This is a genomic window from Methanoregula sp., assembly GCA_026625165.1.
In the GTDB taxonomy this organism is placed as follows: Archaea; Halobacteriota; Methanomicrobia; order Methanomicrobiales; family Methanospirillaceae; genus MVRE01.
The window spans coordinates 1,810,736-1,831,420 of sequence record CP112999.1; the positions used below are offsets into that span (position 1 = coordinate 1,810,736).

General features: G+C 52.1%; 22 protein-coding genes. 14 read left to right on the plus strand and 8 right to left on the minus strand.

The features are described from left to right. Positions 1-27: 27 nt before the first annotated feature. A complete protein-coding gene (guaA, locus tag OS112_09520; GenBank protein ID WAC04686.1) occupies positions 28-945 on the minus strand; it encodes a glutamine-hydrolyzing GMP synthase in 918 nt (305 codons plus the stop codon). 13 nt (positions 946-958) lie between these two features. Next, positions 959-2,539, minus strand: a complete 1,581-nt coding sequence (locus tag OS112_09525; GenBank protein ID WAC04687.1) for a CTP synthase — start codon at positions 2,537-2,539, stop codon at positions 959-961. Between the two features lie 200 nt (positions 2,540-2,739). Here OS112_09525 and OS112_09530 point away from each other — a divergent pair, with 200 nt between their 5' ends. Next, a complete protein-coding gene (locus OS112_09530; protein WAC04688.1) occupies positions 2,740-3,432 on the plus strand; it encodes a tetratricopeptide repeat protein in 693 nt (230 codons plus the stop codon). A 53-nt stretch (positions 3,433-3,485) separates the two neighbouring features. On the opposite strand, the gene OS112_09535 is transcribed toward OS112_09530, so the two are convergent. After that, entirely contained in the window at positions 3,486-3,920 is a 435-nt protein-coding gene (locus tag OS112_09535; protein WAC04689.1) for a PaaI family thioesterase, read from the minus strand. 95 nt (positions 3,921-4,015) lie between these two features. Here OS112_09535 and OS112_09540 point away from each other — a divergent pair, with 95 nt between their 5' ends. From OS112_09540 to OS112_09565, 6 genes are read left to right on the plus strand one after another with little or no spacing between them, the layout of a single operon-like run. After that, the gene (locus tag OS112_09540) at positions 4,016-4,246 is read left to right on the plus strand and encodes a hypothetical protein (protein WAC04690.1); all 231 of its coding nucleotides are present in this window, start codon (positions 4,016-4,018) and stop codon (positions 4,244-4,246) included. 32 nt (positions 4,247-4,278) lie between these two features. Then, positions 4,279-4,794, plus strand: a complete 516-nt coding sequence (locus tag OS112_09545) for a DJ-1/PfpI family protein (protein WAC04691.1) — start codon at positions 4,279-4,281, stop codon at positions 4,792-4,794. Positions 4,795-4,810: 16 nt separating this feature from the next. Further along, entirely contained in the window at positions 4,811-5,518 is a 708-nt protein-coding gene (locus OS112_09550) for a glycosyltransferase family 2 protein (protein ID WAC04692.1), read from the plus strand. Continuing rightward, positions 5,515-7,329, plus strand: coding sequence for a hypothetical protein (locus tag OS112_09555; protein WAC04693.1), 1,815 nt, complete (start codon positions 5,515-5,517; stop codon positions 7,327-7,329). The genes OS112_09550 and OS112_09555 overlap by 4 nt, the downstream gene beginning before the upstream one ends. After that, a complete protein-coding gene (gene brxD, locus OS112_09560; GenBank protein ID WAC04694.1) occupies positions 7,310-8,611 on the plus strand; it encodes a BREX system ATP-binding protein BrxD in 1,302 nt (433 codons plus the stop codon). The genes OS112_09555 and brxD overlap by 20 nt, the downstream gene beginning before the upstream one ends. 56 nt (positions 8,612-8,667) lie before the next feature. Next, positions 8,668-9,201 carry a hypothetical protein gene (locus OS112_09565; protein ID WAC04695.1) on the plus strand — a complete coding sequence of 178 codons (534 nt, stop codon included), beginning with the start codon at positions 8,668-8,670 and terminating at the stop codon, positions 9,199-9,201. Between the two features lie 17 nt (positions 9,202-9,218). Here OS112_09565 and hisD read toward each other — a convergent pair whose 3' ends face one another. Together hisD and OS112_09575 are read right to left on the minus strand one after the other, a co-directional pair. Then, the gene (gene hisD, locus OS112_09570; GenBank protein ID WAC04696.1) at positions 9,219-10,466 is read right to left on the minus strand and encodes a histidinol dehydrogenase; all 1,248 of its coding nucleotides are present in this window, start codon (positions 10,464-10,466) and stop codon (positions 9,219-9,221) included. A gap of 83 nt (positions 10,467-10,549) precedes the next feature. Next, entirely contained in the window at positions 10,550-10,789 is a 240-nt protein-coding gene (locus OS112_09575) for a hypothetical protein (GenBank protein ID WAC04697.1), read from the minus strand. Between the two features lie 430 nt (positions 10,790-11,219). Here OS112_09575 and OS112_09580 point away from each other — a divergent pair, with 430 nt between their 5' ends. Next, entirely contained in the window at positions 11,220-11,603 is a 384-nt protein-coding gene (locus tag OS112_09580; GenBank protein ID WAC04698.1) for a hypothetical protein, read from the plus strand. A gap of 65 nt (positions 11,604-11,668) precedes the next feature. Here OS112_09580 and OS112_09585 read toward each other — a convergent pair whose 3' ends face one another. Continuing rightward, positions 11,669-12,796, minus strand: a complete 1,128-nt coding sequence (locus OS112_09585) for a putative sulfate/molybdate transporter (GenBank protein WAC04699.1) — start codon at positions 12,794-12,796, stop codon at positions 11,669-11,671. Between the two features lie 28 nt (positions 12,797-12,824). Then, positions 12,825-13,634 (minus strand): uridylate kinase, encoded by an 810-nt coding sequence (locus OS112_09590; protein WAC04700.1) that lies wholly within the window; start codon positions 13,632-13,634, stop codon positions 12,825-12,827. 136 nt (positions 13,635-13,770) lie between these two features. Here OS112_09590 and OS112_09595 point away from each other — a divergent pair, with 136 nt between their 5' ends. The 6 genes from OS112_09595 to OS112_09620 all read left to right on the plus strand — a co-directional run bounded on the left by OS112_09595 (position 13,771) and on the right by OS112_09620 (position 19,427). Continuing rightward, the gene (locus tag OS112_09595) at positions 13,771-13,974 is read left to right on the plus strand and encodes a hypothetical protein (GenBank protein ID WAC06170.1); all 204 of its coding nucleotides are present in this window, start codon (positions 13,771-13,773) and stop codon (positions 13,972-13,974) included. Positions 13,975-14,101: 127 nt separating this feature from the next. Next, positions 14,102-14,449: a hypothetical protein gene (locus OS112_09600; GenBank protein ID WAC04701.1), complete on the plus strand. Its 348-nt coding sequence runs from the start codon at positions 14,102-14,104 to the stop codon at positions 14,447-14,449. A 162-nt stretch (positions 14,450-14,611) separates the two neighbouring features. Continuing rightward, positions 14,612-16,531: a tungstate ABC transporter substrate-binding protein WtpA gene (gene wtpA / locus OS112_09605; GenBank protein WAC04702.1), complete on the plus strand. Its 1,920-nt coding sequence runs from the start codon at positions 14,612-14,614 to the stop codon at positions 16,529-16,531. A gap of 142 nt (positions 16,532-16,673) precedes the next feature. Continuing rightward, a complete protein-coding gene (locus OS112_09610; GenBank protein WAC04703.1) occupies positions 16,674-17,402 on the plus strand; it encodes an ABC transporter permease in 729 nt (242 codons plus the stop codon). Further along, positions 17,399-18,523: an ABC transporter ATP-binding protein gene (locus tag OS112_09615; GenBank protein ID WAC04704.1), complete on the plus strand. Its 1,125-nt coding sequence runs from the start codon at positions 17,399-17,401 to the stop codon at positions 18,521-18,523. Before OS112_09610 ends, OS112_09615 begins: the two co-directional genes overlap by 4 nt. A gap of 115 nt (positions 18,524-18,638) precedes the next feature. Continuing rightward, entirely contained in the window at positions 18,639-19,427 is a 789-nt protein-coding gene (locus tag OS112_09620; GenBank protein ID WAC04705.1) for an MBL fold metallo-hydrolase, read from the plus strand. Positions 19,428-19,451: 24 nt separating this feature from the next. On the opposite strand, the gene OS112_09625 is transcribed toward OS112_09620, so the two are convergent. After that, a complete protein-coding gene (locus OS112_09625) occupies positions 19,452-20,645 on the minus strand; it encodes a hypothetical protein (GenBank protein ID WAC04706.1) in 1,194 nt (397 codons plus the stop codon). Between the last annotated feature and the right edge of the window lie 40 nt (positions 20,646-20,685).

The following is a 20,685-nucleotide window of genomic DNA, read 5'->3' on the forward strand; positions in this document are numbered from 1 at the left end:
TTTAAAAGATGTTTTATTTCCCTTGTCTTATTCGTATTCGATTGTCGCCGGAGGTTTTGCAGTGATATCGTACACCACACGGGCGACACTCGGGATATCTGCGGTGATCCTTGATCCGATCTTCACAAGCTGCGCAAACGGGATATCGAGAGGATCGGCGGTCATGCCATCGCGGGAGTTCACAGCACGGATGGCAACAATCCACCCGTGGATTCGGTTGTCCCCTTTAACCCCGGTGCCAAGCCCAAGAAGCGCGGCAAAGCACTGCCATGGCCGGTACTGTTCCACCAGTTCATTTTCAACAATCCAGTTCGCTTCGCGGATGACCTCAACTTTCTCCTTGGTAACTTCACCTAATACGCGAACGGCAAGCCCGGGGCCCGGGAATGGCATCCGGTGCTGGATCTCCTTTGGCAGCCCAAGAGCCCCGGCCACTTCCCGGACCTCGTCCTTGTAGAGGTCTCGGATGGGTTCGATGACCCGTGTAAATTCCATGTGAAGCGGCATACCGCCGACATTGTGGTGGCTTTTTATCCCGCCCTCGCTCTCGATCCGGTCGGGGTAGATAGTACCCTGCAGCAGGCACCGTGCTCCATGCTTTTTTGCTTCCCGCTCAAAGACACGTATGAACCGTTCGCCTATTGCCTTGCGCTTTGCTTCAGGATCAGTGATCCCTTTGAGCGCTGCGAGGAATTCATCGCCTGCGTCAACAATCTGGAGGTGAATGGAGCCAAATGTAATCCTGATGCGTTCGGTCTCTCCTTTCCGCATAAGGCCTGTGTCGATATAAATGGGGATGAGCCGTTCGCTGATCGCCCGGGCAGCAATGGCGGCACAGACAGAACTGTCAACGCCACCGGAAAGGGCCATAACGACCTTGTCGTTACCCGCTGCATTTTTGATCTCCTCTGCAGCCTGCTGGATGAATTTTTCCGTATTGACCATAGGATTCCCGCCGCTATTTTGTCCGCTTGTTTGCCCTGCATGCCTCAACAAAACCAAGATATGGGGGGGAGGGGCGCGTCGGACGGGATTTGAATTCTGGGTGGAACTGGGTCGCCAGATAGAACGGGTGGCTGGCAAGTTCGGCACACTCCATCCGGTTTTTGTTCCTTGCAGAAAATACCAGTCCCGCGCGCTCGAACTTTTCAATAAATCTCGGGTTTACCTCATACCGGTGCCGGTGCCGCTCGGTGATTATTTTCTGCCCGTACAGCTTCATCGCCAGCGTCCCGTCACGTATCTCGGCAGAATAATCTCCAAGGCGCATGGTGCCGCCCAGTTCAGTGACCCCCTCCTGTTCCGGCAGGAGGGCGATCACGTGCGTCCCGCCGCCCATCTCCTCGCTGATTGCATCCGGAATACCAAGGACATTCCTTGCATATTCGACCACACAGAGCTGGAACCCCAAACACAGTCCAAGGAACGGCACATTATTCTCCCGGGCAAACCGGATCGCTTCAATCTTGCCTTCGATGCCACGACTCCCAAACCCGCCCGGGATCAACACACCATCAAAATCTTTCAGCTGGCACTTTTCATACCGCTCGGCATCCAGCCATACGATCTTCACCTCGGTTGAAAGAGCCCTCCCCGCGTGTTTGAGCGCCTCTTTGATGCTGATATAGACATCCTCGATACCATACTTGCTCACGATGGCAACCGTGACCCGGTTTGTATACTCTTTGGTAACGATCCGGTACCAGCTTGAGTCAACCTCCCGTTTCTCTAAGTTTAGGTGAGTCGAGAGTGCATCGGCAAGCCCCTCCTTTTCCATCTCCATGGGGACTTCGTAGATGTCCGGCACGGTCGCTGCGCTGATAACTCCCGTCTGGGGAAGGTCACAGAACGCTGAAATCTTGCGTTTGGTGTGGGCACCAATGGGGCGTTCGCTCCTGCCTACAATAATCTCAGCGTGGAGCCCCAGCTCCCTGAGCGCCTTGACCGAGTGCTGGGTGGGTTTTGTCTTGAGATCCCCCATCGTGTCCTCGGGTATCAGGGTAACATGGATCAGGACATAATCATACTCCGGCAGCTCCCCCCGCATCTGCCGGATCGCTTCCAAGAACGGCATGCTTTCGATATCGCCAACCGTTCCGCCGACCTCGACAAGGCAGATATCCGCTATTGTCCCATCAGGGAATTCTTCTTCCGCAGCCTGACGTATACACGTCTTGATCTGGTCGGTGATGTGTGGGATGATCTGGACGGTTTCTCCAAGAAAATCGCCGCGTCGTTCCTTTTCGATAACCGTGCGGTAGACCTTGCCGGTGGTGATGTTGTGGGGGGATGTGAGTTCGATATCCAGGAACCGCTCATAATTTCCAAGGTCAAGGTCGACTTCTCCCCCATCCTTGAGAACAAAAACTTCCCCATGCTGGGCAGGGTTCATCGTTCCCGCATCGATGTTGAGATAAGGATCGATTTTTACCGCAGTGACCCGGTATCCGCGGTTCTTGAGGATACGACCCACCGATGCTGCTGTAATCCCTTTGCCAAGCCCGCTCATCACACCGCCGGTAATAATGATATACTTCACGAAGGTCTCCTTAATTGATGTATCATTTGAGTGCAATCCGTATTATTGTTATCATCCCACCGTCAGGATCTGAGAAATCGATCCAGTCGGTTCCAGTTCGTAAGAACAGAAAAAACTTAAATTTTTACGTACAATATATGGGCATGCAATTCCGACAAATCATTTCATATCTGTGCCTGTTTGCTGCCATGTGCATTTTGATGCAACCTGTGACGGCTGTAACGACTCGGGATGATGCGACGACATATTATAACTTAGCTGAGATAAAACTCTCGCAAGGGGAAATCGAGCAGGCTATCTACTATTTCGATAAAGCACTTGCATCTAATACCTCGATAATGGAGGGAACCGGCACAATTGTCTACATTTACGCTGACAAGGCCGGAGCACTTCTCCAGCTTGAGAGATACAATGATGCACTTACAACGGCAGAACAGGGTCTTGCCATCGATAATACATATCCGGTTTTATTGAATAACAAAGGATATGCACTCTATAAACTGGGAAAACCGCAGGATGCTGTTGATTCTTATGATAAGGCAATCACAAGGGCAACCAGCATCAAGGAATCTCTCAATAAAACCGCAGGTGAAACTGATTCACTGGTTGACTCCCTTCCCAAGTACCTGACAAACAAGGGAGATGCCTTGTATGATATGGGACGCTACCAGGACTCGATTGCAGCCTATACAAAAGCACTTACAGAGGATCCGGGGTACACCCGGGCAACGGAAGGGCTCGCCCGTGCACAACAGAAATCTTCTGAAATATCCCCCGTCATGATCATTGCCGTGATTGTCCTGATTCTGGTCGGATGCGGTGCAGCCTATTACGTGCTGAAGAAAAAACCATCAGGGGATTCTGCATCAGGGAAGACAGGTAATAAAAAATAGAATTAAAAATATCTCTTGTTTTTATCCCAGTTACGGTCTTTTATTATTTCTTTTTAAGAATCTCCATGCTCCGATCTCCTCATCGTCACTGCAAATGCCGCAGATGTTCGTGAGAGAATTGTCTTTTCCGTGTCATCCACCCTGATCTCTCCTTCTGCAAACGCGACGCGTCGCCCTTTTTTAATCACACGACCTTCCGCGAGGATTGCTCCGTCTTGGACTCCCCTGATAAAGCTGGTCGATTCCGAGATGGTTGCGATCCCTTCATGGGGCGAGAGAGCCGGGTAGAGGGCAAGTGCCATAGCTTCATCGGCAAGCGCAGTAAATATCCCCCCCTGAAGCCATCCCACGCCGTTGCACATATCAGGCCGTACCTTCATGCGGAGCATCGCCTTTCCGGCTTCCACGCGCAAGACTTCGATTCCCATCAGGCCGAAGAACGGGTTTGCAAGCATCCCCTGTTTTTTTATCTTTTCAAGATATGACATTATTCTCATCAATGATCGGGAGCGCCGGACAATGAAGGTTGCCATGTTGGGGGGTGTCGTGCCATTTTATACACACCCTGCAAAAATGTATGGTTATGCAAAACGATGAACCCCGACAGATGCTTGCCGACCTGATCTGGCTCAATTCACTGATTGCAACCGAACTGATCCAGATAACAGAGAATACCTCTGCGATCCTGCACAAATCCGGACCGCCTGAGAGTTGCCTGCAGGACCATAACTTATTGCGATCGACTGCACTTGCGATTGCGGAGCGGTACAAACCAGGCACCGCCCTGGCCCGGCACCTCGGTGAGCACCAGTAATGTTATTCGTGTAGTGATACCACAGGTACTGTATGAAACTCCTCGTCGCCATTGCACCGGAACGGTACAGGGACGAAGAACTGGACGAACCGATCGCGGCATTTAAGAAAGGGGGGATCGGATTTGATATTGCCTCCACAAAGACCGGCACCTGCAAAGGTATGCTTGGGGGAACAGCACACGCTTCGCTTTCCTTTGAACAGGCCGGCCCCTCGCAATATGCCGGCCTTGTGATCATTGGAGGGGCAGGCTCACCGCCTCATCTCTGGGGAAATAAAGACCTCATCCAACTGGCAGGCAGTTTTTACCAACAGAAAAAAATTGTTGCCGCTATCTGCCTCTCCCCGGTCGTGCTTGCCCGTGCAGGGCTCCTGAAAGGCAAAAAAGCAACATTTTTCAAGACCCCGGACTCCTTTGCAGAGATGAATGCAGGGGGTGCGATCATAAGTGAGGCTCCGGTTGTAATCGACATCCCGGTTATCACTGCAAACGGTCCCGCCGCTGCGACCGCATTCGGGGAAGCAATTGTCGCCCGGCTTAAGCCATAATAAAAGCAGGTAATCTATGGATGCTCCTCCGGATATCAGGTACAGCCTCGTAATCCCTGCGTATAATGAGGAGGCGCGGATCGCACCGCTGTTCGACCAGATCGGGGAGTTTACCGGAGAGCTGATCGTCGTTTGTGACGGTAAGGACCACACACCAGATGTTGTCATGAGGATTTCTGCCGCACGGCCTGACCTGACCATCCGGTGCCTGACATTTTCCCGGCGGCTGGGGAAGGGCGGGGGAGTTATCGAGGGTATAAAAGCGGCACGGGGAGAATTCGTGGGCTATTTTGATGCCGATGGTTCAACCGGCATCGGTGAGATGATGATGCTCTTTAAGCAGCTCTCCGTATATGACGGCGCAATTGGATCGCGATGGGTAAGGGGCGCCGTCCTTAATGTAAAACAGGGAGTGCTGCGGCAACTGGAAAGCAGGGTGTTTAACCTGATCATCCGCTTACTCTTCGGGCTTCGTTACCATGATACCCAGTGCGGGGCAAAGGTATTCAGGAGGCATGCGGTCGGTTCCGTACTGCCACGCATGGTCTCGACAGGGTTTGAGTTTGATGTCGAACTTCTCTGGAGATTACAAAGGGGGGGATATGTTGTTGGGGAATTTCCCATACAATGGCAGAATACCGGTGACTCGCGGGTCAGGCGGCGTGATATGATTGGGATGGTTGCAGGCCTGATTAGAGTACGGTTCTGCCCGGAGCGCCCATGATTCCTGCCACAATCAAAGACCAGAAAAAAGAGGCCTTCCGGCTCTTTGAGGACGGGAGGTACCAGGAGTCACTGAACCTCTGCATGCTGGTGCTTGAATCTGAAAAGGACCAGCCCGTGGAAGTGCTTGCCGCCACAAACCTGTTTTATACGGGAAAACTGGAAGACGCCCAGGTGCATTTCCGCGACCTTGCCCAGAAGATGCCGGATTCTTCCTATGTGCACAGCTATTTGGGAAAAGTGCTCGAGGCAGGAGGGGATGAAGGGGCGATTGCCGAGTATGCGACTGCGGTGCACCTTGATCCGACCAACCAGGACGCCCTGCGGAGTTACGCGGAATACCTGACCTCTCGGAAAGATTACCGTGGGGCAGTCCCGGTCCTTGAGCGGCTCCTGACGTTAAGCAGAAACGAACGTGACATAAAAAACCTTATACGGGCGCTTATCGAGACAGGGGAACCAAAAAAAGCGCTCGATACTCACCGCGAACTTCTTGGCGACCGCACATTAAGCCAGGAATACCTCGACGCCCTTATCTGCTCCAGGCAGTTCAGGGAGGCTGCACAGGCGGCACTTGATGCATACCGGAATTCCAGGGATCCTGCCATCCTCCGTAAATACCTTGCTTCCCTTGCGCAGTACGACCTTCCCTCCTCCCTTGATGCGTATGCACTGCATGCCCGTGATGCAGACAACGGGGATATCCTTGTCGATTACATCCTGCTTCTTAAAGCATCGGGCAATCACCAGAAGGCTCTTGAAATGAGCAGAAATCTGCTCGCAAAGACAAAACAGCCGGTCCACCGCCTCGTCGCATGCGATATCTGCGCAGACCTCGGGAGTTCAGAAAACGCACTGGCTGAGTACGAGCGCCTGATAGCCAATGAGATCCGTACAAAAAACAACCCTGATGCTCTCATCCGGATTATTTCCCGGTACCGGAAATTTATTCAAGAGAAGGTTCCGGAACCTGACGCACTTTCACGGTTCCTGTCGGTTGTCTCAAAGGACATGAATATTGCAAGCCTTCTGGAAACCGCACGGTACTACGAGGATCTTGGCAATAAAAACGAAGCACAGAGCTGGTTCTACCGGGCATACCGTGCGGATTTTCTGTCAGGAGGGCTGGAATACGCAAAGTTTCTTGCCGGGAACCGTGAAGAGCGTGAATGCGAGAAAGTGATGATTTATATTCTCAACAACGTGAAGCGCTCTGCAGATCTTCACCGCGTCGCTGCTGTCATTGTTGATGAACACCGCCCGATGCACACGATGAGGAGGCTGATGGACCATGTGGTCCGGAGGCTGGAAGAACGCAGGTCAAACCTGAATTCCGAAGGGCTGGAACTGCTCGCCATCACTCTTTTTGTTGCTGCCCGCCATGCTCTTGAAGATACGGATTTTGCAGACTGCAAACGCCTCTGCCTCCGGGGCATCGATGTCCTGCCAGCTCATACCAGGGTAATACAGCTGGAAGATTACCTGAACCTGATCAAATCATGCAAGGACAAGGCGATCGCAGACCGGCCGATCATGGACATGCCCCTGCTGAAGCACCGGGCGGTGCAGGTGTCGTCAGCCCGGCAGATCCGTGAAGAACTTGACCTTGATGAACAGGAACAGAAGATAGTTGAGTTTCTCCGTTCGCATAAGAAAGCGACAGAGGTTGAACTGAGAAAAGCGCTCAATACGCGGAGGGTGGTCGGAATAATGAACCGGCTTATCCAGAAGGCAGCAGCGCGTGATGTGGAAATCATCGATAAAAAAGGTGTTGGTGATGACGGGGAGGTCTATGAGTATGTCGGAACCTGAACGGATGGACAAGAAAAAACTGGAGAGCATCAATATTATTAATGCCCTGCGCAGGGGGACGGTGCCGGGCAGCGGGCTTGAAAGGATCGCTGTCGGGCTTGATGTTGAAGAAGGGGTGATGGGAAAACAGCTCGATTACGTCGCGCAGGGCGGGGGGGACCTGAAGTTTATCCGGGGGGATTATGGGAGCGGAAAGACTTTTTTAGTCGCCCGCACCCTTGAAATGGCCCGAATCAAGCGATTTGTCACGTCCCATGTCGTCATCTCACCGGCATCCCCGCTCTATAAGCTCAAGGCACTCTACCAGCAGGTCTGCACAAACCTGCGGACGATAGAAGAGGATCATGCAATAAAAACCATCGTTGACAACTGGCTCTTTGCTATCGAGGAGCGGATCATGGCAGTGAGCGGCACCGGGATCGTCGACGCCGCACTTGAAGCGGCAACCGAACGGGAGATAGAGTCAGCTTTAGCCGGGATCTCGGAAATGAACTCGGCTCTTGCCGCGGCGCTCCGCACCTATTACCGGGCCAACAATGCCGGCGATTTCCAGCTGGCACAGTCCGCCTTAGGCTGGATCTCTGCTGAACCAAACATCGGCAGGGACTTCAAACAAAAAGCCGGTATCAAAGGGGATATCGACGATACCATCGCCCTTGTATTCCTCCAGGGGCTTGTCACTGTCATGCAGGGGGCGGGCTACAGCGGGCTTGCAATCGCTGTTGATGAGATGGAGACCACGCAGGCGCTCCCGAAAAACCAGCGCGACAAGGGCTACCAGACACTCGTCCATATCATTGACGCGCTTGACCGGGGCGCTATGCCCCGGTGCTTCTTCCTGTTCACCGGTACCCCGGCGATGTTTGACGGATCCCGCGGGATCCGGTCGGTGCCGCCGCTCTATGACCGGATCAGCGTGGTTCAGACTGACACATTTAAAAATCCCCGCCAGCCCCAGATCATCCTCTCGAAATTCGACACCGCAAAGCTTGAGCAGATCGCACTGAAAGTGGTCGATATCTACTCGCAGGCATTTACCGAGGTGGACCGGGAACGTATCTCCCACCGGTTCATACGGGCGATGATCAAGAAGATCACCAGCCGGTTTGGCGGGAGGGTGGATGTCATCCCGCGGATCTTTTTAAAGGAGTTTGTCGATGTGCTCGATAAGTGCGAACTCTATGAGGCTTATAACCCGTGGGACACCTACGAGTTTGATGCAGGGCACCTAAAAGGCGAGCTTAAAAAAGAAGAAGAAGCTGTGATGGTAGTGGAGTTCTGATCCGCGCATATGGTTTCCGCCACGTTTAACCCGTCCTGCATCCAAAGAGTGATCGTATGCGAAAAGCCCTCCTGTTGACCATCACTGCCTGCCTCCTCTGCGGGATGATGCCGATAGTGAGCGCGATCGCCATAGAAATCAATGCTACCCCGTCACAGGTCCATATTGGTGACACTGTCACGCTGAAAGGCTCTGTGACGGGCATCAAGACGATAGCCGTCTACCTTTTTGTGACCGGTCCTGACCTTGACAACCGCGGTGTCACGCTCGAAAACCTCAATTATCCGGCAGGCCGCGGGCTCTTTACCACGGCGCCGGTCAACCTGAACGACGGGACATGGGAATATAAGTGGGACACATCGGTGATCCTCGGAACCCTCAAACCGGGCACCTACACGGTCCATGTTGTGAGCACACCTGTCGACAGGCTACGGTTTGCGAAGGGGGAGTCTGCCCGCACCGATATTGAGTTTTTACCGTCTGATATACCGACAAATGAGGTGCCGCTCAATCCTGTGGTCACCATCGCAGCACTGGTCACAGTATCATGTGCCAGTATTTGGCTGGTGCGGCGATCCGAGAAAAAGTAAATTAAAAAACCAAAAAATTATTGCATTTTTCGCCGCACACGCACTGATTCTGCATGGGCTGAAAGACCCTCGGCATCAGCGATGGTTTCGACGACATCCCCGATTGCCTCCAATCCGTCCCGGCTGATCATCTCAACTGATGTTGTCTTGCAGAAGTGCTGCACATCAAGCCCTGAATAGGTCTTTGCATATCCCGCTGTCGGAAGCACATGGTTGGTCCCCACCGCGTAATCCCCGCAGGCAACCGCAGAGTACCGCCCGATAAATATTGCGCCGGCATTCTGAACGCGTGTGACCACAGAAAGGGGATCAGCGACCTGGATGGAAAGGTGCTCTGGGGCAATTGCATCTGAAGCAGCGATCGCTTCATCCATACCGCTGACAAGGGCATACCCGGAATTTTCAAGCGCCTTTTCAATGATCTCTTTCCTTGGCGCTTTTTTTGTCATGGCGGCGACCTCTTTTCCGACCCGTTCCGCAAGGGATTTATCCATTGTGATCAGGATGCAGGCAGCATTGGGGTCGTGCTCTGCCTGGGCAAGGATATCAGCGGCAACGATGCGGGGGTCGGCGGTCTGATCCGCGATGATCCCGATCTCGCTTGGTCCGGCAGGGAAATCGATCTCAACGTTCTCGCGGAGCATCATCTTTGCCATGGTCACGTACACGTTCCCGGGACCGACGATTTTCTGTACCGGCCGGACCGTTTCCGTACCCAGCGCCATCGCCGCGATTGCCTGAGCTCCTCCGGCATTATAGATCTCAGTGACACCGGCGATATCCAGCGCAACAAGCGTGAGGGGTTTTATCGGAGGAGGAGAGCAGGCGCAGATCTCTTTTACCCCGGCAACGCGTGCCGGGACTGCACACATCAGGGCTGAAGAGGGGTAGGCAGCCCGGCCACCGGGTACATAGATGCCGACCCGGCGGAGCGCGGTTGTTTTTACACCCAGTACTATACCGGGCTCCACCTCTTCCAGCCATAGGTCCTTGGGGCGCTGGAGCTCGTGGAAGCGTTCAATCCTTACCTCCGCTTCGATCAGGCTCTCGACAATTTTCGCATTCACCTGATCATATGCGGATTCGCGCTCTTCATCGGAGACGGCTATATCGGTAAGCTCAACATGTTTTTTCGCGAGCGCCCGCAGTGCAGAGTCCCCCTCTTTCTGCACCCGGTCAATGATCCCGGTGACGGAGCTACGCACATCCTCAAGGCTGGACTTCCTGCCCGCGATCCATGCATCGACCTCGACTGCCTTCCACATAGTGCGAAAGATTCGGCGGGAAGGCTCGTTAAGGTTTCGACAAAATAACGGTCACCCCTGCAAAAAGAGCATGACTGGTGAAGTCATGAGTTTGTAGAGGTGCGGATGCCAAGATAAACGCCGATCATTTCCCGAAGTAAAATATGATAGCCCGGCACACGCCAGAGTCTGTATAACACAGATCTCGCTTGTTCGTTGCCATGGACTGCGAGAGCCCCGAGAGTCCGGATTGCCTCCTTCTGGACATCGTTGATCATCGGTTCCCCGCCGCCACGTGCAAGGATGTAGAGCGGAAATAATGAATTATCATGGTCTGGTTCCATAATTCACCAGAGCTATGTTTATTGTTTCATGTTAAAAAAAATAATTATTAAATTAAAATAGTTTACATGATGAAGTAAAAGGTCACCATACAGAAAAAAACATCATACAAAATTCGGCCAGAAATGAAAGGGGGGGTGTCCTCCCCTCTGCAACAGTGGCAACATTTTAGGTTAATTCATGGACATTCAACTGCAATAAAGCCTGAAACGTTGAGCCCGAAATGGGCACTCAATCCTATATTTTCAGTTAATATATGTTTTTTGTTCATTTTAACATGTTGACAATCGTGGATTCCAGAAAATGGAATATAGGATTTTTCTGATATTCTGCAGGGAGAGAGAAGGTTTTAATGAAAACACAAAACCTATAGTTTTTTATTAGCTTAAAGGTAAAATTACTCGATCTGATATGGGTTCTTCACAGGATGTTATGAGGTTATACATCACACGGGAAATCTCCGGGAATTTTTCCCAGACCGATGGATGGTCGGTTGCAAAGTCCCAGACATTGTCGGGATACAACCAGGTTTTTTTCATTGAACGGTTCAACAACGGCATGAAAGAGCTGGTAAAACTGGGAGTGACCTTTGACCGAATCGTACCGCAAAGCCTGATTGACTCTATGACCACGGGAACACCGGGTCCGCAGCGACAAAACCGGTTCGAAGTGATCGTTCCGAAAAATACCGATATCTCCGCAGTGCCCGCGTCATGGAAGATCCATTACATGAACACGTTCGGGTACGAAGGGGAGTCTTTGGTCTGGAATAAAAAGCCGGTCAGAAAGGAGAAAGAGGACCCGGCAAAAAAATAAATCGTTCCCAGCCCCGCCTGATCATCCCTTTTTTAAAAAGTGTTTTTTTCATTTCATTTCTGCGATTATTGCCCGGATCCAGGTATTTTAGCAAACCCTGATTTGTGAACCAGGTATGCTGCAATAATCCCGATGAAAAATGCGACCGTCATTGAACTGATGAGCGCGAGCACTCCAATCAGTATCGTCACCGGCAGCGATTCTGTCCTGAAACTGTGTTTGCCCATCTCCAAGGCAACAAACAAGAGAAGCGCCCCGAAGAGTCCCACCGGAATGAGCGTGAGCATATCGGCAGAGGCAAAAAAGAGGGCAAGAACGATGAAGATCAGCCCTGCGAGGATGTTTGCCCCGCCGGTCCGGGCCCCGTAACGGTACTGCCCGGCAAGTCCTCCGGCACCGTGGCACATGGGAAACCCGCCCAGCGGGACAGAGATGAGGTTCATGATCCCGATGCTCCGGGACAGGTGCGGGGCAGGCACCTCCCGTTTAAAAAGATCTTTTGTCAGGAGCGCTGTCGCGAGAATGGCATTTGTGACCGTGAGGAGTGCCTGTGCCGGGACAAGGGAATACATCGCATCTATATAATCCGCAGGAGGTGGGATGATGAGTGCCTGAAATGTCAGCACCTGCACCTGCGGCAGCCCGTTGATGATAATGCCTGCAGCGACTCCTATAGCGATAATGATCAATGCCGACAGATCAGGGATCCGTTCCTGGTAAAAAATGATGATCAGGAACAAAAGGATAATCATGATTCCGATGGCTGAAAAAAGCGGGTCGGAGATGATAAAACCGACAGAAGTCCTGACAAGCAGCAGGGCGAGCCCAAGCTGGATACCTCGGACGACTGACGTCGGGATGGCCGCTTCCAGCCATCGAAGGAGCGGCCCGTAACTCATCAGCAGGAAGAGAACCCCGAGGATGAGCCCGGCAGCGGCAATCTCACCGGCACCCAGCCTCTCGGCGATCACGATGACCGCTATTGCTTTCATCGGTTCGATCGGGATCGGAAGCCCGTAATAATACCCGGTAATCATGTACCAGATACCAAAGAAAAGGAGCATGGCGCCGATATTCATCGTCGTCACGAGCGCGACAGCAACGATGAGCGGGATGATCGTCCCGAAATCACCAAAAGCCCCGGCAAGCTCGGAGAGCGAGAACTTCAATGCCGGTCTTTCTTCCTCGGTCATTTGATCACAAAAAAGAGCGGGGAGGAATTTATGCTGCCCTGATGATCGTTCCGACATTCCTGCCGTTGATCGCCTTCTCAATCATGCCCCGCTTATGGCAGTTGATGATCCTTACCTCTCTTATATGCACGGCTTTTGAGAGCAGGTCGATTACCATCGGCTCGATGACCATATCCTCAAGGCTGAGTTTTACGAGATCTTCTGCCGTGATGTCCCGGATCAGTTCCGAGTCCGGGTTGATCCGGGGATCTTCCATATAGAGACCATCAACATTCTTTCCGATGATGCAGCTTTTTGCCCCCAGAACCTCTGCGATAAGGAATGCACCGGTGTCAGTCCGGTGGGGCGGGATCATCTCGTTTTTAGCCGGATGCTCGTACAGTCCATAGGGGGGAGTGCCGTGAACAACAGGCAGCATTCCCAGCTTCAGGATTGTTGGAAGATCAAGGAGGTCTGTGGTATGGATCCGGGTCCCGCTGTATTTCGACAGCAGGATGGAGACCATGATCGCGTTCTGCTCAGAGATCTTTGCCGCAAGCTCCGCAAGCACCCCGGTCGGCATCCCGAGGTCCATGCCGATGTCCATGATGTGGCGCACCCTTCCGCCGCCACCCGTGACCACGAGGAGCTGGTGCTTTTTTGACAACTCCCCGATCTCTTCGCAAAGCGGGTACATCACCTCACGGCCATAATCGATCGCGCCATGGCCGCCGATCTTGACCACGTTTAAGTCAGGCGCGATCCGGATCTGCTCCCCTGCAGGCTTTTTGCGCTTCATGTGCTTTCGTACCAGCGTCTCGCCCATAAGGCCACTCTGTAACTCAAGCCGGTGTTCCATATTTCCTCACGTACCTATGGGTATCACGATGGGAAGTTATAAGCCAATGTAAACCAGTTGGTATACCAGACGATAATTCCGCTCCGGCACAAAAGCTGATAAATAACAACGCGGATTGTCTATGGAGATGATGAGTATGAAGATTTACGTGCGTGAACGCCAGAAAATCGGAGAAGGTGTAGAGTCGCCCAAATACCGCATCGTTGCGGTTACCGGTGGTCAGCTCCAGATTGAAGCAACACATTTCCGAAAATTCGAGATTGAACAGATAGCTAAAGATGTCGGTGCACAGGTTGTCTTTATGAAACCGGTGCCGGATGACCAGAAGAAGAAACACTAAATACAACTCTTTTTCCGATAATTGAAATGAAAAAGGGAAGATTTTCTCCCGGCCACAAAAATAATTCCAAGTTTAAAAATAAGCATCTTTATGTGAGTGCATCCAATAATCCCAAAAGAGAATCCCCATGGTCGCGCTCTCAGTCGATGTCCTTTTTGATGCCGCAGTCCGCATCCAGTTACTGGAACGTTCGATTACGATCTCGTTTTCTAAAGACACAATCAGGATAAAATTCCCGACTACCCGCAGGCTCGCAGAGTTTCTCGAAGTGCCCCATTATTACGTGCTCCCCTATTTTGCCATGATGGAGCAGGAGGAACTGGTCACACGCGCTGAACGGATCGGTATCCTCACGACCGCAAAAGGCAGCCGGAAGATGATCGGGGTCATGAAGGCGCAGTATGAGGAGGATGTCGTGGGGATCATCGGGCATACGATTTTTACCGAGATTACAAAGAAATGCCAGACTGGATGATGATTCTCTTCTCTTCTTTTTTCCATCATTCCGTTTCTTTAAGTATTGTACGCTGGTATACCACCTGTTTACCAATTGGTTAATAAAATTTAATTTACAAATTCAAAAAAGAAATAATATCTATTACTACATCCCAGTTAGATCGCAAAAGGACTGAATTGTATGAGAGGTTCCTTCAAACATTCCATACTCCTGCTTTTATTCCTCCTCATTATCGGAGGCGTGATCATTGCAGGCTGTACGACACCGAGTGAAACAGCAACCCCGGGCCCGGCCGGTGCAACACCGGTCGCGACGGAAAAACCAGCGACTGCTGAAAAGCCAAAGCTCCTGCTTGCGACAACAACAAGCCTGTACGATACCGGGCTGCTCAATTACCTTGAGCCGAATTTTGAGTCAAAGTATAACGTCGACCTACAGATCACGTCACAGGGCACGGGTAAGGCAATCGAGCTCGCAAAGAAGGGCGACGCTGATGTCCTGCTCGTCCACTCTCCTTCACAAGAACAGACATTCCTTGAAGACGGTTACGGGCTGAACCGACGCACATTTGCCTACAACTACTTCGTGATTGTCGGCCCGGCCAGCGATCCCGCGGGCATCAAGGGCAAGACTCCCGAAGAGGCATTCAAGGCGATCCTGACGCAGGGCAAGGCAGGAAAAGCAGGTGTTATGTTCGTCTCCCGAGGTGACGCATCCGGCACACACACGTCCGAACAGAGCGTGTGGAAGGCAGCGAAATACACCTATGCAACGGACGTCCAGAAATCCGGGAACTGGTACATTGAGGCCGGAAAAGGCATGGGTGAGACCCTCCAGATGGCAAGTGAAAAGGGAGCCTATACCTACACCGATGAGGGCACATTCCTTGCATACCAGGGAAAACTGAACCTCGTGCCACTGGTGACCCAGGGGCCTGTCCTGATGAACCTCTATAGCGTCATGACGGTCTATCCGGCAAACCCGCAGCCGGACAAGATTGCGATGTCAAACAATTTTATCAACTGGCTAATTTCTCCGGAAACCATGACCGACATCGGCAATTATGGCAAGGACAAGTACGGAAAAGGGCTGTTCACACCCATGACAGCGGGTGTCCCGAAAGGTGTGACAGCTGACTTTACGACACCTGCAACTGCGACAAAGCCATTGAAGGTGTACCATGCAGGAAGCCTTGCCACCTCGTTTGGCAAGCTCGAGAAGATGTTTGAGAAGGCACACCCGGATATTGATGTGCAGTTGTTCTCCGGGGGCAGCGGAGCACTTGTCGACAAGGTAAACAAGCAGAACCAGAAGGCTGATGTGCTGGCAAGCGCGGACTACTCGCTCATCTCCAAGTACCTGTATCCAGCGAATGCAACATCCTATGTGAATTTCGCAAAGAACACGATAGTACTCTGCTATGTGGACCAGAGCAAATATGCACAGGAGATCAACAAGAACAACTGGTACATGATCCTCGGGCGCGATGGCGTGACCTATGCAATCAGCGACCCGAAATCGGACCCGGCAGGATACCGGTCCCTCATGACCATCGGCCTTGCTGAAAAAGCATACAACTTCCCGTTCATCTTCGACACCCTTGTCACACCCTACAGTAAGATCAAAAAGACATCATCCAACAATGTCTGGACAATCGATGTGACAACCACAGAACCTGATGCAAAGAAACTGACGATAACCCCGACAGGGCCGGACATCGCCCCGCTGCTCAAGGACGGGAAAGTCGATTATGCATTCGAGTACAGCAGCGTCGCAGTCCAGAGCGGACTGAAATACATCGTTCTCCCGCCGGAGATTGACCTTTCGGATCCTGCAAGGATGGTGTCTTACCAGACAATGCAGGTGAAACGCCCCTCGGGAACTACCACTGTTACCGAAACCGGAATGCCGATCATTTATGCGGTCACCGTTCCGGTCAGTGCAAGAAGCCCGGATATGGGAGTTGAGTTTGTAAAACTGCTCATAAGCAGCGATGGCCAGGCGGTGCTCAATGCGGATGGTCAGACCCCGATTGTGCCGGCGGAGGGATACGGCAGCGTGCCGGATGCCCTCAAACCGGTGGTCACCGTTAAGGTATAACCACCCTGGAAAAACAGGTTCTCAGGGATACAGCCCCTGAGATCAGAAGGATTAGGCGGGGATGCTTTCATGCGTCATCACTTTATCCTTCTCTTTTTAATCCATTCTGACCAAAATAGAACTAATAATTCGGGTGATTACAGTGCAGGAGATCATTGACGGGTTTAATCAGGCGTTCCAGCTGATAGTCTCACTCAATCCGGAACTCCTTGAGGTCACCGCGCTCTCCCTAGCAATCTCAATTTCTGCTACGGTAATCGCCACGCTTATTGCGATACCTGTTGGAGGGCTGATCCATTTCCGCGAATTTACCGGAAAGCGTGCCGTGATCACTGTAATCCAGACCCTGTATTCAGTCCCGACAGTCATCATCGGTCTGTTCGTGTACCTGCTCATATCCCGGTCCGGGCCTCTTGGGTTTTTCGGGCTGCTCTTTACTCCCGTAGGTATGATCATCGGGCAGTCGATCCTGATCCTGCCGATTATGATCGGGCTTACCATCACAGCCCTCTCCGGGGTTGACCGGAACATCCGGGACATGCTCATTTCTCTTGGGGCGACCGAATTCCAGAACATAACCCAGATCGTACGGGAGGCCCGGTTTGCGATCCTCGGTGCGGTGATCCTCGGGTTCGGGAGGGCGATCTCCGAGGTTGGTGTTGCGATGATGATCGGAGGGAATATCCGGGGTGCAACACGCGTTCTTACCACATCGATCGCACTCGAGACCGGCATGGGTAACTTCGGGCTCTCTATTGCGCTTGGCATCGTCCTGCTCGTCATCGCGCTGGCCGTAGTTCTGATCATGAACCTGATCACCTCTGGTGCACTCTCGGATTCCGACAAAATACTAGGGGGCCCGCAGGCATGATCAGGATCTCAGGTCTGTCGCGCCGGTTCGGGGATCGCGAAGTCATAAAGGATATTGATTTGGAGATCCGTCATGGGGAGATCTTTGCCCTTATCGGCCCCTCCGGAAGCGGCAAGACCACGATGCTCCGGCTCATCGATCTTCTTGATCGCCCGTCTGACGGATCTATCATCTTTGACGGCCTGCAGACAGAGGGTAAAGAATCCGAACGGCGATCCATCCGGAGACGGATGGCGATGGTCTTCCAGAAACCCGGTGTGCTGAATACGACCGTTGAGCGAAATGTTGCATTCGGGCTTGAATTCCGGGGAATACCACCTGATATGATTCATCAGCGTGTTGGAGAAGCCCTGCAGAAGGTGGGACTTTCCGGTTTTGCAAAGCGCCGTGCAACCTCACTCTCCGGAGGGGAGATGCAACGCGTCGCTATCGCCAGGGCAATTGTCACAAGGCCGGAAGTACTCCTTCTTGATGAACCTACTGCAAACCTTGACCCTATCTCCACCGGGATCATCGAAAATCTCATTGTATGGATCAACAAGGAGAAAGAAACCACCATCGTTATAGCCACCCACGACATGGGACAGGGGCAGCGTCTTGCCAGCCGTATAGGTGTGATGATGGACGGCCGGCTTGTCCAGGCGGGGGAGATGTACGATATATTCTACCATCCTGTAAACCGTGCGATTGCCAGCTTTGTCGGAATCGATCCGGTTCGCGGTGGCATCGTGGAGTCCAATGAAAACGATCTTGCCACGATTGCGATCAAAAGTTCCCGTATACAGGCAGTCACATCGCTAGAAAAAGGGCAACGGGTGGCTCTCTGCATACGCCCGGAAGAGGTTACGCTCTCACTACCGGACACCTCCCCCCCGGCAAGCAGCGCCAGGAATTGTCTGGCTGGCATGATAACCCGCCTTCTGCCTTTTGGACCGTTCACACGCGTACATATAGACTGCGGGTTCCCCATTACAGCACTGCTCACCCGGCGTTCGTGCGAAGAGCTCGCTCTTGCCCCCCTGATGCGGGTAAATGCAACAATAAAAGCCACTGCGGTTCACGTGATACCTGATCCTGCTGAGACCGACCTGCCTCCTGTTGGACTGGGAGAGACAGGATAGAAGGTGTTGTACCCAATAGGATGATGGCATCGTTGCGTATCAGGATGATGTTTTAAATACCCGTATTGCACCATTGCCATCACGTAAATATCATCGGGTCGTACCTTGTCATGCAATGCAGTGCACCATCCTTGCAAGCGGGAGCAAAGGCAATTGTATGCTTATAGAAGGATCGTGCGGTGCCCTGCTCATCGATGCCGGACTTTCTGCAAAGGAGATAATAAAACGCCTCACCTCAGCAGGAAAACAAACTGAAAATATCCTTGCGATCCTTGTTACCCACGAACACGGGGACCATATCTCCGGGGTAGATGTCCTCTCCCGCAGGCTCCAGATCCCGGTCTTTGCAACACGGGGTACATTGCATGATTTCCTGACTAACCGCCGGAAATCCGGTAAACCCCTGGACATCCACAGCTGCACCTATAACAATGAATTCTGCATCGGGGATTTTCTCATCGAACCGTTTGCCACATCGCATGACGCAAATGAGCCGTGCGGGTTCTGTATCATGGAAGAGGGCATCAGGCTCGGGTGCTGCACGGACACCGGTATTGTCAATCCGGGAATGTTATCCCGCCTGCTCCGGTGCGACGGTGTCGTGCTCGAGAGCAACCACTGTCCGGAGATGCTGAAAAACGGCCCTTACCCGGAATCCTTAAAACGGCGGATCAGATCGGCGCGGGGACACCTGTCCAACAACGCCGCATCACTCTGCCTACAGACGCTGGGGCGGGATGTGCACTCTATGATACTCGCACATGTCAGCGAAGTGAACAACACCCCGGAAAAAGTAAGACTCAGTGCCCAGAACGGGCTCGGACTCCTCTATGGCGAGACCTCCATAACCATCGCTACACAGGCCGGGACGTCAGACACCTGCCCGCAGGTGCTTAACCTCTGACAGGAATCCGGTTACAGGGAAAAATCAGGCGGTTTTAATCTTTAAGAGTTTCATGCAGTAATGGTCGACGGAATCGACCAGCACCTTTTTTGCTTTTTTGACCTTTTTTTCATCTTCTGACTGGAAATCATGGGTTACATAATCAAGCAGGAGCACGTAATAGTGATGCGGACCGAATTTGGCCTTGATCTCATCAAGGCATGCAAGCGCTTCGTACTGTTTTCCGCTCATCAGTTCAAACGCAAAATCGAGCAACAGGAGGATATTTGCAGGAAAATTCTTGCTGGCAGCGAGTTTCCGGAACCGTGAATATGTCTCGCTGCGACCGGTAATAACGGCAATTTTGAGACCATAATAGACGGGTTCGATCTCATCCGGGAACTGCTGGGTCATCTGTTTGACAACGCCCGCCACGCCACCGGCATCCCGTTGTTCGAGCTTGAGCCAGTACATCTCCCGCAAAAACTGCATATCATTATAAAACCGCTCGATCGCTATAGCCAGCAGTTCACTCTTCACATTGAGGTTCCCGTCTTTTGTCGCTTTTTCACACCCGATGATGAGAAACTTCCTCTCGCCCGGGAACCATTCGATTGCCCGGTTTAACATGAACCAGAAGATCTTTGTTATCCGGGGATCCTCGATCATTTCATGGTCCTTGAGCCGGTTCACCGGGGGATTTAACCGGGAGAGTTCCATCATTTGTTCCCGTGCGGCAAGTGCCATCTCATTGGGGGGAGCGGAGGGATCCTGTTCTTCGCCCTTTGTTTTCTGGGTCGAAATGACATAATAACAATATGCAATCGCCGGGCAGATGATGGCATCAACATTCCGGTATTTCATAAGATGCTCGATTGCATCGGTGAACCTGCCATTGGTGATCATCCGCATGCCGAGCAGGATATCGTAGATCGCCTTGCCCTTCCTGCCACGCTTGTTACGAATGGCATGGTCGAACAGTTTTTCAATAAACGGGATGTCGTTTGACTTTTTACTGGTCTCAAGCACTTTTATCGTGATGGCATCGATGAACTTGTTGTAGGAATCCTCGGATAATGCAGGCAGCGAGTTGTCAAGGGTGGCAACAACGTGGCCAAAAAAGACAGGGATATTGGCATCGATCTTTTCGATATTTTTTTCTATATAATCAAAAAATTCTCCTTTGAGCTGGCTGGCTTTTGCCTTGAGGATTGCTTCGGGTTCCCACTCCTCCCCCATACACTAGACTTCTGCGTGAACTATTATAAGTTTTTATAAA